A 15,464-nucleotide genomic window follows, 5' to 3' on the forward strand; every position below is an offset into this window, starting at 1 on the left:
TAATCGAAAAAAATGAAATTAAAATCTTTCTTATTTTTTATATTGTTACCATGCATTTGTGGCTCTCAAGTTATTAAGGGCAAGATAATTGACAAAGCTACAAAGCAACCATTGGAAACCGTAGCAGTGTATTTTGACAACACAACTATTGGAACAACAACAGATGAAAAAGGTGAGTTTTCAATTTCATATACAGAGGCCATTCAATCTACATTAGTGATTTCTTATTTGGGTTATGAAAAAGTTTTAATTTCAGATTTTAGAAATCAGAACAACATCACCATAGAAATGGTTGAGGCTGATAACGAACTTGATGAAGTCCTTATAGAATATGATGATGGTTTAACCAGGAAGCAAAAACTAAGGTTGTTTAAAAAAGAATTTTTAGGTTCTTCAACGTTTGGAAAATCTTGTACGATTTTAAATGAGGATGACATTATCTTAAACTATGATAAGCAAGATAGAACTTTACATGCAAGTGCTAGAGTGCCTATAGTTGTAAAAAATAAAGCTTTACAATACGAGGTTAATTTTGACGTGAAAGACTTTGAAATAGAATTTAGATATGTTGACCCCAGTATTAATAAATTTGTACTAAAAAAAGTGGCTTTTCAAGGAACTTCATTTTACAAAAACCTAGAGAAAGCTGATCGTAAAAAGACTTTAAAAAATAGGGAGAAAGCTTACAAAGGTTCTATACAACATTTTATGCGTTCGCTCTATAAAGAAAATATACGCGATGAAGGCTATAGGATATTTTCTGGAAAATTTATGGTGAACGAATGGGCACATTTTAGAATTGAAAAGTCTAAAGACAGTAGTTATAAAAAGGTGGTACTAAAAGATAAGGTATCGATTTTATATGATAAGAAGTTTCAATCGAGTTTAGAAGTATTGGTACCTGAATTTTTTGTGAACTCGTATGGTTATTACCTACCTATACTTGGTGTTTATTTTAGTGGAGAGATGGGCAGTCAGCGTCTAGGTGACATGCTTCCTTTTGATTATGAGCTAAAAGATTAAAACAAAAAACCCAGAATTAGTATTCTGGGTCTAGATATGTTTTATGGTTTTTAAAACCAAGGTTTTTTGCCCACTTGATACATATTATAAAACTCTGCATCAGATTTGGTTAAGTAGATGATTCCTTCAATTAGTCCAATAATACTCATAATCCAGACTAAGAATACACCAATACCAACACAAGAGAGTACAATACCAATTAAAGTTATACCAAGCATAATACCACCTTCTTTATTGTAACCTAAAATAAATTTATGGATACCTAAACTTCCGAAAATGATTCCTAATATACCTGCTAACACTTTTTTATTGTCACCAGTAGCTTCTTGGTAAGCCTCTTTAGCGCTATCTGAAAATTCTTTAGCGGTTTCCTTAGCTTCATCTGCAAATTCAGAAGCTTTTGCTTTGGCCTTTCTTCCTAACTCTTCTGCATCATCAGCTAATTCACTAGCTTTTTGGCTTATTTTATCTCCTGTTCTTTTTGCCCCTTCTTTTGCGTCATCTAACATATCGTTAAGATCATCTCCTAAATCTTTATTATCGTCTGCCATAATTTTAAATTGTTTTTTAGTTAATTTATTGAGTCTAAAATTAATAAAAAAACAAATGCAATTATTTAAAAGCCGCATCAATAGGTTCCCACAATTCAATTTTATTGTTTTCGTTGTCCATAATCCATGCAAATTTTCCGTAGTCGTAAGTCTCCATATCTCCTACAATGGTCACTCCTTCATCCTTTAAAACTTTTAGCAATGCTTCAAGATTTTCAACCCTATAGTTAAACATAAAGTCTTTTTTAGAAGGCTCATAGTATTTTGTATCTTCTGCAAACGGACTCCATTGGGTAGAACAATCATTGCCGTCTTTGTCTTTCCACCAAAAGGTACAGCCGTAATCGTCGGTGTTAAATCCAAGGTGTTTTTTATACCAATCTTTTGAGGCTTTTGGGTCTTTGCTCTTAAAGAACAAACCGCCAATTCCTGTTATGCGTTTTTTCATTTTATCTTGAATTTATTTCAGGATCTCTTAAAATGGAAACCCTGATAAGTTCCTGCAAAAAGCAGAAATCTTTTTTTAAATTAAACTTTGATTTTATTTTGTAAACACAACCTATTTCTTCTTTATGGCCGTTTCGTAAATGTCTATCCACTCATCACAAGTCATTTTTCTAGTGAGTTCTCCAATCAGCTCTAAAGGAATATCATCCATTTTTTTAAATCTTATGCAACTTTTACCCATATCTAATTTGCGTTTGCAGTGTTTGGGATATTCATTAATAAACCAGTCATGCAGTTCTTTTTTAGCATAGATGCCACTATGGTATAGGTTTACTGAATTTTTTTGTGAAGCAAAACTCATAAATGGCAAAGGTGTGTTTGGGTCGCAATGGTAACCATCTGGATACACCGAATGTGGTACATAGTAACCTATCATTTTGTAAATCATCCCTTCTTCAAAACCTTTTGGCAAGTTGTCGCTTATAACTTTACGTAATTTTTTTAATGTGTCTTGGCGTTCCTCAGGAACTTGGCTAATATAGTCTGCCGGAGATGTTGCTTCGTATTGCATGATTATAGATTGATTATAGAAGTTATTTTCGTTGTAGGATTAATCCAGATATTAAAGATATAACAAATCCTAAAATCATAACGGACACGAACATTATTAGTGCCATAAAACTGGGACTTCCATAGTCCTCCATTTGCTGTTTTAACTCCGCGCTTTTAACTTTTAATTCTTCAGGAGATAATGTTGCTTCCATCTTTTTTGTGGAGTATTCTAAATAATCACTCGCAAAATCTGGGTTAATCTGGGTTGTATAGATATAATCGAAAACTGCTACTCCAACTGCAGAACATAAAGCAATGAGCATTCCGATTGCAAGCGCTTTTAACAGAGACACTTTACCATTATTCACTTTATCTCGATAGTGTCTAATTCCGAAATAAACAAAGAGCAAAGAGAGAACCATTGAGGTGTATCCAATAATTTCTCCATAGTCATAATCTACTTCCATTCCAAAGAGAAACGGAAACCCGAAAAATAAAAAACCGCTTAATAATGCATAAACACCATATTTAATTACTGTACTTTTCATCTTGAACTAATTTGATTTATTGATTATATGTGTTGGTCAATTAAAATAGTATTTCCATCAGGGTCATAAAATACGATGCTTGCAGGGCCAGAGTCAGCTCCTTCTGTTTCACGTTCTAGCTTTACATTATTGTCTTTGAGATGTTTTTCAATAGTTCTTACATCATCATAAGATTTTAAAGTATTAGCATTTTGATCCCAACCAGGATTAAAAGTCAATATGTTTTGTTCAAACATACCTTGAAAAAGACCAATAAGTGAGTCTTCGTTTTTCATGATTAAATAATTGTTTTTTATGTCACCTGCAAAGACCGTAAAGCCTAAAGTTTCATAAAATGATTTTGAAGCGTGAATGTCTTTTACACTCAAACTTACCGAAAAGGCTCCTAATTTCATGAGAATAAATTTTAAGATTATTACAGAACAAAGCTATTATAAGTGCCTAAACACCAAGTCATACTAAAGTACCAAAGCACTAGTACCTTGGTCTAAAAGTATATTTTTTAAATGATTTTGCATGCTTTAGCAATTTGTACAGCTTGAGTTCTACGCTTTGCATTAAGTTTTAAGAATAAATTTGAAACATGCGTCTTTATAGTACTCTCAGAGAGAAATAGTTTTTCTCCTATTTCCTTATTCGATAAGCCTTCAGAAATATGTAGTAAGACTTCGTATTCTCTTGAGCTGATTTCTAAATCTTTAATCTTATTATGGTTTATTTCAGCAGATTCGGTTTGGTTAGGCTTGAGTGATTTTTTGTTGATAAATACACCAATAAAGAAAAACACAATTGCTATAACTGCAACAATTAACTCCACTTTTAGACTACCAGAAATAACGGCATATTTACTAAATTGAAATAACAGCAGCAATGCAAGTATGAGCATTCCAAAAATGAGAATGGTTTTCTTCATATTTATTTCCTGCGTAAGCAGAAACTTTTTGTTTTAGATTACTAAAATATAGAAAATTGTCACATTGAGTGATACTGACCTTATGGAGTAGTGTATCGAGATGTCATTTAAGGTTAAATGTTCTCTATATATTTCGAATCTATAAAGTTGAAATACTCGAACTAGCAACTATTTAAACTTTAGTATGATTTTATCTACAATAGTTTGTGCCAATTTTATATTGCTTTCAATGGTCCAGCCTGCAACGTGTGGCGTTAGAAGTACATTGTCAGCATTTATTAAGTATTGTAATGCCTCAGGCAAGTTACTCTTTTTACCTTTTCGCATCCATTGAAATTTAGGCTTATCTATTTTAAATACATCTTCAAAGGATGTTTTTTCATATTCTAAAACATCTAAACCAGCACCTAAAATTTTTCCAGAATCTAATGCACTAACCAGATCTTCTGTCACTACACTTTTACCGCGGGCTGTGTTTATCAACCAAAATGATTTTTTAAAATTATTGATGAATTCATTATTCACCATACCCAAGGTTAAAGGGGTTTGAGGTGTGTGTAAACTTAATACATCTGCTTGTTCTTGAAGCGCTTCTAACGAGACTTGCTTACAATTTTCATCCCCAACATTAGCTTTTATATCATAGCAAAGGACTTCTACATCAAAACCTTTTAATTTTTTGGCAAAGGCTTTTCCCATATTGCCATAACCAATGAGTCCAACAATTTTTCCATCGAGCTCTAAACCACGATTGGCCTTGCGCAACCATTTGCCTTGTCTTACTTCTTTGTCTGCTTTGTTGAGTTTGTTAAATAACGATAGTAACATTCCCAATGTATGTTCGCCTACAGCATTTCGGTTGCCCTCTGGTGCAGCGATGAGATGAATACCTTTCTGCTCGGCATATTCGCAATCTATATTTTCTAAACCAGCACCAACGCGACCTATAAATTTTAGGTTTTTTGCAGCGTCCAAAAATTGTTTGTCTATTGAGAATCTACTACGAATAATGATGCCATCATAATCTGATATTTTGGCTTCAAGCTCAGCTTTTGAAGAAATATAGTCTTCATGATTGGTGAAGCCTAAATCATTGAGTTGATTAATTAGTAGTTGATGATTGCTGTCTAAATGAAGTATTTTCATAAGCCCATCTTAATCTTCCCAGAGAGAAGAAATTATTATGTGGTATAAATTTATTGTTTTGCTCCATTTTCCCCTTCTGGGGGAATTTCCACAGGACAAAAGGACTTTTTTTATATCCAAGGATATTCAGTTTGTGTCATTTCATCTTTCACTCTACCCGTATGGGCTGTATTCAATTTCTCAAAGAGTAAAAGATGTACCTCTTCACCATCTTTGGTTGATGGGTTGTGCTCTACTCCTTTTGGAACCACAATTAGTTCGCCTTCTTTTACGACTTCTGTTCTGTCTCTAAATTGCATATAAAGTGTACCTTTAATGACCTGAAACAATTCGTCCTCGTCATCATGGCTATGCCAAACAAACTCACCTTTTATTTTGGCAAGTATCACTTGCATATCATCTACCGTTGCGATACGATGCGGATGCCATTGCTTTGAAAACAAAGCATGTTTGTCTTTAATACTTATTGGTTTCATGTAATAAAGTTACAAAAGGATTTGTATTAAATTCCTAGAATCAGTTTGGCAATCAATAAATATATAACAATGCCAAAAATATCATTGCTTGTGGTAATAAATGGTCCTGTAGCAATGGCCGGGTCAATGCCTCTTTTTTCTAAAAACAATGGCACAAAAGTTCCTATGAGTCCTGCGACGATAATTACTGCGATTAATGATACAGAGATTGCCAATGCTAAATCGAATTTTTGAGTCCAAGCCCAAACAAATAAAAAGAGAAATAAGGATAAAATCACCCCGTTTAGAGCTGCTAGTAGCATCTCTTTTATCAGGCGCTTGTTAACACTGCCCTTTACATCATCATTGGCTAAACCTTGAACAATAATTGCACTAGATTGCACACCAACATTACCTGCCATAGCCGCAATTAATGGTGTGAATAAAAACAAAATCAATGCCTGCTCAGGAAGATAATCTTCAAAATAAAACATAATAATAAAAGCTCCTACACCTCCAACCAAACCTAAAAACAACCACGGTAATCGTGCTCTGGTCAATTCAATGATACTATCATCGGCTTCTACATCTTGTGTAATACCTGCTGCTAATTGGTAATCCTTATCGGCTTCTTCCTTAAGGACATCAACAATATCATCAATGGTAATTCTTCCTAGTAACGTATGCGTATCGTCGACTACAGGAATGGCTTCCAAATCGTATTTTGCCATCACTTTGGCAACGTCTTCATCATCGTCATTTACGTGAACATAATCCACGTTATCTTTAGCTATTTCTGCAATTTTCTGATCACTTTTAGCAACAATCAAGTCCTTTAGCGACAAACGCCCAATTAGTTTTTCTTGTTTATCAACGACATAAATAGAATGCACACGTGTTACTTCTTTGGCTTGCCCTCTAATTCTGCGTAAACAACCTGCAACGGTCCATGTCTCATAAACTTTAACCAGTTCTTTTGCCATGAGACTACCGGCAGTGTTGTCATCGTAAGTAAGTAGCTCCTGAATTTCTGCTTTATGCTCTTCATCTTCAATTTGCGATATAACTGCTTCTTGGCGTTCCTGAGGAAGTTCTGCAATAATATCTGCGGCATCATCGGTATCTAACTCTTCAATCTCTTCTGCAATTTCCTTAACCGATAAATTTTGAAGTACTTTTTCACGGTTATCCTCATCGAGCTCTATGAGAATATCCGATGTGGTATCTGAGTCTAAAAGCTTAATTACATAAACGGCGTCATCTAAATCTAATTCATCCAGAATTTCGGCAATATCTGCGTAGTGAAACTCATTAAGAAGATTTTTGAGTTCCTTATCACTTTGCTCTTCGACAAGGAATTCTACCTTTTCGATAAGTTCATCTGTGAGCTGAAATTGTATGTTATCTTGAAGTTCTTCCACAGTAATCGCCTTATGTTTTCCGATATAATTTCAAAATAAATGTTTTTGAAATAACTCGATATGACAATATGTTCAGTTTTTGTCTTTTTCTATCAACGACGTCAGCTCAATAAACTGCAAAACGCTTAATTGCTCTGGTCGCTGCCCAAAGATAGTATTTGCTTTTAAATTATCGGAAAGATTAAAGGTTTTTAAACTGTTACGTAATGTTTTTCTACGTTGCTGAAACCCTGTTTTAACCACTTTGAAAAATAATTTTTCGTCGCACGGCAAGGTATAGTTCTCTTTTCTCTTAAGCAATAATACGCCAGAGTCTACTTTTGGTGGTGGATTAAAAACCGAAGGCGGCACCGTAAATAGATACTTAGCATCATAAAATGCTTGGGTCAGTACAGAAAGAATACCATAAACCTTAGAGCCTTCTTTAGAACAAATGCGTAAGGCGACTTCTTTTTGAAACATCCCAGAAAACTCAGGTATTTGGTGACGCATTTCTAAAGTTTTAAATACAATTTGGGAAGATATATTATAAGGAAAGTTACCTATTATGGCAAAAGGCTGATCTTTAAAAATTTGGGTTAAATCGTATTTTAAAAAGTCCTTTTCGTAAATTCTAGGAGCTAGGTTAAGGTAATTGTTTTTTAGATAATCTACAGACTCCGTATCAATTTCTATGACATGAGTTGTAATATCCTTTTCTAGTAAATACTTGGTCAATACTCCCATGCCTGGGCCAATCTCTAAAACATCTTTGTAACCATTGAGGGACAAAGTGTCTGCTATTTTTTGAGCAATCGTTTCGTCTCTAAGGAAATGTTGTCCTAGATGTTTTTTTGCTTTAACTTGGTTTTGGTTTGCCACTAATGGAAGTATTAATTTAATTGAGATGCTTCGCTTATGCTCTGAATGACAAACTTAGCTGAAATTTACCGAATACTCGTCGATAACTTCTAACTCAGTTCTAAAAGCAAGTGATTTGTCGGCAAAGCGTTGCAAACCATCTTGTCTTAAACGCTCTGCATCTTCTGCATAATAGGCATTTAAAGCTTCTCTAGAATGTGCTCTGTACTGAATAGAATAAGTATCTGTTTCTTCATCGTCTACCAAAACTTTGGTGAGTTTGGCTTCTTTAAATTTACCCGTAGCCAATACTTGCGGTATGTGCTCTTTTATCCAGTTTAGCCATTCTGTGTTTATGGTTTTATCGACGTTTACTGTGACGTTATATATAATCATTTTTTAGGGATTAGGAATGAGGTGTTAGTAGTTGGTTGCAAAAGTATTAAATAGGATTAAGTCAGTAATTAAAAAAGCCCTGATATAAACTATTGGTCTAAGATTTCTTACATAAATGTTTTTAAGGTTAACTTATTTTTTATGAGTAAGCTTAATTACAACTTATTCAACATTATTATTCGCTTTTTTAAAACTGATTATAGGGAAATTTTTATCCTTCAGCTTCAAATCTGCTCTTATTGATTTTATCAATTCTGTCAAATAGAAGTTATGGGCTTCTAGAGATTTTCCAACACCATTATCTTCATAGTCAAGCATCTTTTTAATCACATTTTCACTTGCTATTAAAAACATTTTATCTCTAGCTAGTACAAATCGAGTTAAAGATTCTTCATTATCATTTGCTGTATGATTGTGCAACGATTCTACAAAAGAGGTATAATGTTCTTCTTTAAGTTTTCTTATTTGAAGAATTAAGCTATTCTTATTAGCTAATAGCGCACCAATGGCAGATACTGTTATCGCTGTTATCGCTCCTAAGATTGAGATTAATAACTCCATGGAAATTTAAATTAGTTTTCAGTTTGTTAACACTAATTAATACTATCACCTCTAAGCATCCTAAACTTCTTTCGAGCTTCAATGAAGTATATGCTATCTTCAAAATCGAAAATGATTTTTTCGTAAAGCTGTTTGGCTTCTTCTGGTTTTGCCAAATGTGTATTGTAAAGTTCGGCTAAATAATAATGTGCGTCATCAGCTAAAATATCTTCGCGATAGTCTGTAATTATTTGCAAATAATTAGCTACGGCCTTATCGTATTGTTTTTTCTTTTCGAAAAGTTTTGCTTGCTGAAATAAGGTTTGGTCGATAATACTTTCTCCTTTGTGTTCTTCCAATATTCTATCTAAAAGGGCAATTGCACCGTCGGTTTTGTTCTGAAATGCAAACAAATCTGCTTTTGCATAATGTTTTAATGCCGTTTGAAGGCTGTCTTCATATTTATTATCAGAAATTAGAAGTTTTAAATCCAAGGCGTCATTGGCAATGAGTTGAGATGTCGAGGACTTTAAAATTTTGAGTTGGGATTCTGCCCAATCAAAATCACCTTTGTAGTAGCTCGTTTTTGCGACTTTAAATCGTGCTTCTTGTGAAATGGTACTATTCTTTAAACTCATTTGAATTTGCGAATAGAAAATTAAAGCTTCATTAAAACGTTCTTGCAAGACTAAAATGTCTGCCAATAACAACTTGACTTTAGCCTCTTGAAATTCGGAAATATTCAATTTCATGCTTTTTCTTAAGAAAGCCGTCGCACTTTCGGTATCTTTTTTATGAAACGCTAAAAACTCTCCATAAGCTAATTGCAGCGGTAATGTTAATTCAGACTTTCCGAATTCGTCAAACAGGGCATTATAGCTTTCATCGATACGCTTCAGTTCTTTTTCGGATGCATTTTGGGTATCAATTTCTAAAATGTATTGGTGGGCCGTTAATGCTGTACTGGCATCTTGTGTTGTCTCTAAAATATAATTGAAAATATCTTTGGAGGTATCATCATCATTGTCTTCTAGGGCTGTAACTGCCAACTCTATGATTCGGTCTAAACTTTCAGGATTGCGTTTGTAAAGTGCTTTTTCTTGTATAAATGATTTGTTATAAGCTTTCTCCTGTACATATAGCCAGCTCAATAATTCGTACCAATACGGACTTGGCTCTTGCTGAATTCTCTTAAGAAGCAATCGTCTTAAATAGGTGTTGCTTTCATTGGATTTGTTTTCGGATATGAAATCACTAACCGCACGTTTTATATTATTAAGGTAATTTGGTCTATAGGCTATGTAATCCATATAGTTTTCGAACATTTTTTCAATGTTTCCTTGATCTCCGTAAATGCGTGCCAATTGTATGCTGTAATTTTTATCTGGTGTTAATAGTTTTCCTTTATCGTATACACTAATAGCTTGTTCCAACAGGGAATGATCTTCAAATTTTTTAGCAATACTATAGATGTAATTGGGGTTTTCGTCAACATGAGCTATAGCTTCTTCATACAATATATTTGCTCTGTCCAGACTATCTTTGAGCTGAAAGTTGTAGCCTAGCTCTACCAATAGTGTTGGGTTTCGTCGTTTCGCTAAGCGTTGTGCCAATATATTTTCTGCTTCATCAAACTGTTCTAATTGTTGATGCGTATCAACCAATTTGTAGATGTATTTGTAACTGTATGGCTTTTCTTTATTAAGATTCTCGTATATAACAAGTGCTTTTTTAAAGTCGCCTTTTTTGTAATAACTATCGGCAAGCACCTCACTATTTTGGGCTAAACTAAAGTATAGACCAAGTACTATTAATAGGATTGAAAAAATCTTTTTCATAAGACAGGTAAAGTGTAAATATAACAAATGAGGCCGCTAGATATTGTAAATGTTTTTATAAAAAAATGCCCAAACTGTACGTTTGGGCATTTTGACCAGCAAAATAAATGTGCTATTAACCATTATTCGTTATAAAATATGATTCAATTACTTTGTCGTGGTTGTTTTACTATTTGACTATTTCTAATTATAGTTAAAACAAAACTTTACTTACCATAACAACTAATGCAATGAGTAATACAATGCGTTTTAGATTTTTCATAATTAGGTTAGTTCTTAGATTGGGACTACTAACATGATGAAAATAATTAAAAAAAGCGAAGAAATACGCGGAAAATCGATTAAAAACGTATTTTTTTAACAATTAAATCAAAATTCCTAAAAAACAAAGGACATTAAGAAATCATATCAAACCCAGTATAAGGTACTAAAACTTCTGGTATTTTAATGCCGTTTTCGGTTTGGTAATTTTCTAAAATCCCCGCTAAAACTCTTGGTAGTGCCAATGAGCTTCCGTTAAGCGTATGGCAAAGTTCGTTTTTACCGTCACTGTTTTTAAAACGCAATTTTAGTCTATTGGCTTGAAAGGTTTCAAAATTTGACACCGAAGAAATCTCTAGCCAACGGTCTTGTGCTGTAGAGAATACTTCAAAATCGTAAGTTAATGCAGATGTAAAACCTAAATCGCCTCCACATAACTTTAATATTCTATAAGGTAATTTTAACTCCTTTAAAATACTTTTCACGTGTTCAACCATTCCGTTCAAGGCATCATAAGATTTATCTGGATGTTCAACTCTAAGAATTTCAACCTTATCGAATTGGTGTAAACGATTTAAGCCTCTAACGTGAGCACCCCAATTACCAGCCTCACGCCTAAAACATGGTGTATAACCTGTAAGACCTATTGGTAGGTCACTTTCATTTAAAAGGGTGTTTCTAAAAATATTGGTTGCAGGAACTTCTGCCGTAGGAATCAAATACAAATTATCCTCAGTTACGTGGTACATTTGCCCTTCTTTATCTGGCAATTGCCCTGTTCCATAACCAGAAGCTTCATTAACCAAATGTGGAACTTGAACTTCAGTATAACCTGCAGTTGTATTTTTATCTAAAAAATAAGAAATTAGAGCACGCTGCAATCTAGCTCCTTTTCCTTTATAAACAGGGAAACCAGCACCTGTGATTTTATTTCCTAATTCAAAATCTACAATATCATATTTTTTAATGAGATCCCAATGTGGTGTGGCTCCTTTGTGCAAAGTTGGTATATCACCTTCTCTGTAAATTTCTTCATTATCTTCATCAGTATTACCTGAAGGTACAATCTCATTAGGTACATTAGGAATTTTATACAATAACTCTTTTAGAGCATCTGCTTTATCATTGAGCTCTTGTTCTAACGCCTTAGTTGTTTCCTTTAGTTGTGTTGTTTTTTCTTTTAAAAGATTCGCTTTTTGAGCTTCGCCAGATTTAAATAAGTTCCCTATCTCTTTGGACAAACCGTTAGACTCGGCTTTTGTACTATCTAATTTAGTTTGAAGCGCTCTTCGCTCTTCGTCTAGCACAATAGCATTATTAATCATCTCAGTGGCATCAATGTTTCGCTTCGCTAAGCGTGCAATAACATCTTCCTTATTTTCTCTAATAAAAGCAACTTGTAACATATCTAAATTTTTGAGTTTACGCCTTAAGCGTAGAAAAATCAAGCCACAAAAGTAACGAACTCATTTAAACTTTTACTATTTGCTAAAAATTTATTTATAAGTTATGATTAGCGAAAATTTTTGGAATTATTCTCCTTGCCATCTCTATCTGAGGGCAATATCCAATCGTGATGTTTGAAGTGCTGCCACTCTTCATTGGCCAAGTCAACTTTTGGGTCTATCAATTGCTTTGAACGTTTACCGTTAACACTTACATAAGCCGTAACAAATACTTTAACGGATTTTCCTTTTTTAGCAAAATCTTGTTTTAGATATTGTGAAAATTGCCAAATTACATCGGGCTTTGTGCTTGCTCCACGTTTTTGTTTTTTGGTAAGGTAATCCCCAAGTTTAATTGGTATTTGTTGATTTGTTGCCTCGTCTATAACACGATAGCTTACTGTTCCTCTTTTGGCACGTAGCATCATTCGCCAAGATAACCTATGGCCTTCTTCCGTCCATAGCACATTATCCTCAAAAAAATGATGCCTGAGAGGAAGTGCAATATGAATCAAAAAGTAAATTGAAAACAGACCGACTAAAAGTTTATTGTATTTAGGTACGGCAACTTCCGCTGAATTATAAAATTCCTTTTTCTTTAAAAATAGATTTCTAATCATTTTAGGTTCAAAAAAGAATAGACTGAACGCTAGGGACAGATACGGGAAAATTCCGATTTGAAATACAATGGAGTTGAACAAATGAAAAAATATAGAGGCAAAAAAAGCATACTTCCGTGTCGGTTTAAAAAGTAATAATGGGATAATAAGTCCATCGAACAAAATACCTCCGTAAGCTATAAAATAGTGTGCAGCCTTTTGTTGTAAAAAATCCCCAATTATTGGGTAACTGGCTTTATTTTTCATTAAAATTTCCACAACAGATGTATCTAACCAGTCTGGATATAGTTTGGCGATTGAAGCATAAGTGTAAAGTATAAACAACTGAATAACAAAAATCCATTTACACCAACTTGGCATGGAAATACGTTTTAATGAAGGGTTAAGTTTTACATCTAAAGACGCATATCTATGGGCCGGTAAAAACACCATTAAATAACTTAAGATAAAGAGTAAATAATAATGGTTGTTATAGGACGACTTTTGCATTAAGTATGTGGCTGTCCACATGGTTGCGAACATAAACATGCTAAAGCGGTACTTGTAACCCACCATTATAAACAACCCAAAAGTTCCCATTACTGCATAATAAGCATACATCCAATTACCCGGTAAGGGTTGCAACCACTCAAAACCAATAAATGAGAATGTAAATTCTGGTTCAATTAAAGTGCGCCGTATCCAACCCGTTAATATGGCGCCAAAAGATTCTAGAGCACACAGTAGCCCAAAAATGATTCTAAAAACAATGAGTCCTGAGTTGTCTATATGTTTAAATAAAAATCTATTCATTTTAAATTATTCATATAATCTAGAGCATTGGTCCTATCGTTTTGAAGTTGTGTTTTTAAAGCTTCAAGATTTTTGAATTTTTGCTCATGTCGCAAACGTTTTAAAAATTCAATTTTTAATTCTGAGCTATAGATATCTTCATTAAAATTAATGAAATGCACTTCAATAGATTTTGTTTTTCCATTTACTGTTGGATTGGTGCCAATATTCATCATTCCGTAAATGACTTCTTCCTTAAATCTTGATTTTACAATATATACTCCATCTTCAGGAATTAATTTATAAGATTCCTTAATGTAGATATTGGCGGTTGGAAAATCTAGAGTTCTTCCCAATCCTTTGCCTTTAATCACTTTGCCAGTAATAAAATAGTTATAGCCTAAAAATGAATTAGCCAAAGCTACTTTTCCCTCATTGAGTGCATTTCTTATTTTAGTAGAACTTACCGTAACATTTTCTATGTCTTGTGCCGAGATTTCTTCAACTGTGAAATCGTATTCTTTTGCGAATTTTTTTAAGTCGGTAATATTTGCCGTTCTGTTTTTTCCAAAATGATGATCATATCCTATTACAATTTGTTTGGTATTAATTTCATTGACCAGTATGGTTTTTACATAATCTTCTGCTGAAAGATTTGAAAATTTCTTTGTAAATTCCTTAACGATGATAGTCTCTATACCAATGGACTTAAGTAATGCAACTCGTTCTTCAATGGTGTTTAGCAATTTAATGGAATCGTCTTTTTGAAGCACCATCCGTGGATGAGGAAATAATGTTAAAACTGTAGGTGCGTAACCCTGTTTTTCTGCAAGTCGTACAACGTGATTCAGTATTTTTTGATGCCCAACATGCACACCATCAAAAGTACCAATAGTTGTTGTTTTTGGGGATTTCACAGTTAGTTTTAATATTTATTCAAATTTATAGGTTTAATAAATAGGTTACCAGTTATCACCTTATTATTTTCCATTAAATTGATTCATCGTATTATTTACACCTGCAAGAGCAAAGGACTTTATGAGTTCTACAGAAACGTTTAAACGTTCATCTAATTTAGAATTTTCATCATCATTCCATTCGCCTAGAACATAATCTACCTGTCTTCCTTTACTAAAGCTATCACTAATACCAAATCTAAAACGGTTGTATTTTGTAGTTTGAAGTTTATCTTGGATATCTTTTAGCCCATTATGCCCACCATCACTGCCTTTTGTTTTTAAACGTAATGTGCCAAAAGGCAAATTAAGATCATCTGTTACAACCAAGAGGTTTTCTAAAGGAACTTTTTCCTTTTCTAGCCAATACTTTACAGCTTTGCCGCTAAGATTCATAAAGGTATTGGGCTTCATAAGTACAAGTGTACGCCCTTTTATCTTTAACGACACAACATCACCAAGTTTTAAGGTTTCGAAAGAAATGGCTTCTTTATTGGCTAAATAATCTAAAATTTTAAAGCCAATGTTATGTCTGGTATTGGCATATTTCTCTCCGATATTACCTAAGCCGACAATTAAGAATTTTTTCATATTATCTTCTTCGTTTTGATCAGTCTTATTGCCAAAACCTAGCCATTTTTTTAATAGTCTACACATCCCTTTGTGCATTTAAAACAAAAAGCGTAGACCAATACGATTTACACTTTTGTTAAGAAAAGTTATGAGCCAAAACTCTAGCTT

At 33.6% G+C, this 15,464-nt stretch carries 18 protein-coding genes; 1 reads left to right on the top strand and 17 read right to left on the bottom strand.

Annotation, left to right across the window (positions count from 1 at the left end; all coding sequences use genetic code 11):
- The first annotated feature begins 12 nt into the window (after window positions 1-12).
- The gene (locus KCG49_RS07365; protein WP_218545548.1) at window positions 13-1,023 is read left to right on the top strand and encodes a carboxypeptidase-like regulatory domain-containing protein; all 1,011 of its coding nucleotides are present in this window, start codon (window positions 13-15) and stop codon (window positions 1,021-1,023) included.
- 50 nt (window positions 1,024-1,073) lie between these two features.
- Here KCG49_RS07365 and KCG49_RS07370 read toward each other — a convergent pair whose 3' ends face one another.
- The 17 genes from KCG49_RS07370 to pth form a co-directional block, all read right to left on the bottom strand.
- Window positions 1,074-1,574 (bottom strand): TM2 domain-containing protein, encoded by a 501-nt coding sequence (locus KCG49_RS07370; RefSeq protein ID WP_218545549.1) that lies wholly within the window; start codon window positions 1,572-1,574, stop codon window positions 1,074-1,076.
- 61 nt (window positions 1,575-1,635) lie between these two features.
- Window positions 1,636-2,022, bottom strand: a complete 387-nt coding sequence (locus tag KCG49_RS07375; protein ID WP_218545550.1) for a VOC family protein — start codon at window positions 2,020-2,022, stop codon at window positions 1,636-1,638.
- Window positions 2,023-2,133: 111 nt separating this feature from the next.
- Window positions 2,134-2,592, bottom strand: a complete 459-nt coding sequence (locus tag KCG49_RS07380) for a DUF1801 domain-containing protein (protein WP_218545551.1) — start codon at window positions 2,590-2,592, stop codon at window positions 2,134-2,136.
- A 22-nt stretch (window positions 2,593-2,614) separates the two neighbouring features.
- The gene (locus tag KCG49_RS07385) at window positions 2,615-3,121 is read right to left on the bottom strand and encodes a DUF4199 domain-containing protein (RefSeq protein ID WP_218545552.1); all 507 of its coding nucleotides are present in this window, start codon (window positions 3,119-3,121) and stop codon (window positions 2,615-2,617) included.
- A 23-nt stretch (window positions 3,122-3,144) separates the two neighbouring features.
- Window positions 3,145-3,516: a VOC family protein gene (locus KCG49_RS07390; RefSeq protein ID WP_218545553.1), complete on the bottom strand. Its 372-nt coding sequence runs from the start codon at window positions 3,514-3,516 to the stop codon at window positions 3,145-3,147.
- Window positions 3,517-3,623: 107 nt separating this feature from the next.
- Window positions 3,624-4,034 carry a response regulator transcription factor gene (locus KCG49_RS07395; protein WP_218545554.1) on the bottom strand — a complete coding sequence of 137 codons (411 nt, stop codon included), beginning with the start codon at window positions 4,032-4,034 and terminating at the stop codon, window positions 3,624-3,626.
- A 168-nt stretch (window positions 4,035-4,202) separates the two neighbouring features.
- Window positions 4,203-5,180 carry a 2-hydroxyacid dehydrogenase gene (locus KCG49_RS07400; protein WP_218545555.1) on the bottom strand — a complete coding sequence of 326 codons (978 nt, stop codon included), beginning with the start codon at window positions 5,178-5,180 and terminating at the stop codon, window positions 4,203-4,205.
- 110 nt (window positions 5,181-5,290) lie between these two features.
- Window positions 5,291-5,656 (bottom strand): cupin domain-containing protein, encoded by a 366-nt coding sequence (locus KCG49_RS07405; protein WP_218545556.1) that lies wholly within the window; start codon window positions 5,654-5,656, stop codon window positions 5,291-5,293.
- A 26-nt stretch (window positions 5,657-5,682) separates the two neighbouring features.
- Window positions 5,683-7,056 carry a magnesium transporter gene (gene mgtE, locus KCG49_RS07410; protein WP_218545557.1) on the bottom strand — a complete coding sequence of 458 codons (1,374 nt, stop codon included), beginning with the start codon at window positions 7,054-7,056 and terminating at the stop codon, window positions 5,683-5,685.
- Window positions 7,057-7,128: 72 nt separating this feature from the next.
- Entirely contained in the window at window positions 7,129-7,917 is a 789-nt protein-coding gene (gene rsmA / locus KCG49_RS07415; RefSeq protein ID WP_218545558.1) for a 16S rRNA (adenine(1518)-N(6)/adenine(1519)-N(6))-dimethyltransferase RsmA, read from the bottom strand.
- A 54-nt stretch (window positions 7,918-7,971) separates the two neighbouring features.
- Window positions 7,972-8,292, bottom strand: coding sequence for a DUF4286 family protein (locus KCG49_RS07420; RefSeq protein ID WP_218545559.1), 321 nt, complete (start codon window positions 8,290-8,292; stop codon window positions 7,972-7,974).
- Between the two features lie 162 nt (window positions 8,293-8,454).
- A complete protein-coding gene (locus KCG49_RS07425; RefSeq protein WP_218545560.1) occupies window positions 8,455-8,853 on the bottom strand; it encodes a hypothetical protein in 399 nt (132 codons plus the stop codon).
- A gap of 32 nt (window positions 8,854-8,885) precedes the next feature.
- Complete coding sequence (locus tag KCG49_RS07430; protein WP_218545561.1) at window positions 8,886-10,670, bottom strand: tetratricopeptide repeat protein; 1,785 nt, start codon at window positions 10,668-10,670, stop codon at window positions 8,886-8,888.
- Between the two features lie 395 nt (window positions 10,671-11,065).
- Complete coding sequence (gene serS, locus KCG49_RS07435; protein WP_218545562.1) at window positions 11,066-12,337, bottom strand: serine--tRNA ligase; 1,272 nt, start codon at window positions 12,335-12,337, stop codon at window positions 11,066-11,068.
- A gap of 107 nt (window positions 12,338-12,444) precedes the next feature.
- The gene (locus KCG49_RS07440) at window positions 12,445-13,788 is read right to left on the bottom strand and encodes an HTTM domain-containing protein (protein WP_218545563.1); all 1,344 of its coding nucleotides are present in this window, start codon (window positions 13,786-13,788) and stop codon (window positions 12,445-12,447) included.
- Window positions 13,785-14,684 carry a bifunctional riboflavin kinase/FAD synthetase gene (locus KCG49_RS07445; protein WP_369680352.1) on the bottom strand — a complete coding sequence of 300 codons (900 nt, stop codon included), beginning with the start codon at window positions 14,682-14,684 and terminating at the stop codon, window positions 13,785-13,787. Before KCG49_RS07445 ends, KCG49_RS07440 begins: the two co-directional genes overlap by 4 nt.
- Before the next feature lie 63 nt (window positions 14,685-14,747).
- Window positions 14,748-15,380 carry an aminoacyl-tRNA hydrolase gene (gene pth / locus KCG49_RS07450; RefSeq protein WP_218545564.1) on the bottom strand — a complete coding sequence of 211 codons (633 nt, stop codon included), beginning with the start codon at window positions 15,378-15,380 and terminating at the stop codon, window positions 14,748-14,750.
- Window positions 15,381-15,464: the final 84 nt, after the last annotated feature.

The organism is Winogradskyella luteola (assembly GCF_019203985.1).
Taxonomy (GTDB): domain Bacteria; phylum Bacteroidota; class Bacteroidia; order Flavobacteriales; family Flavobacteriaceae; genus Winogradskyella; species Winogradskyella luteola.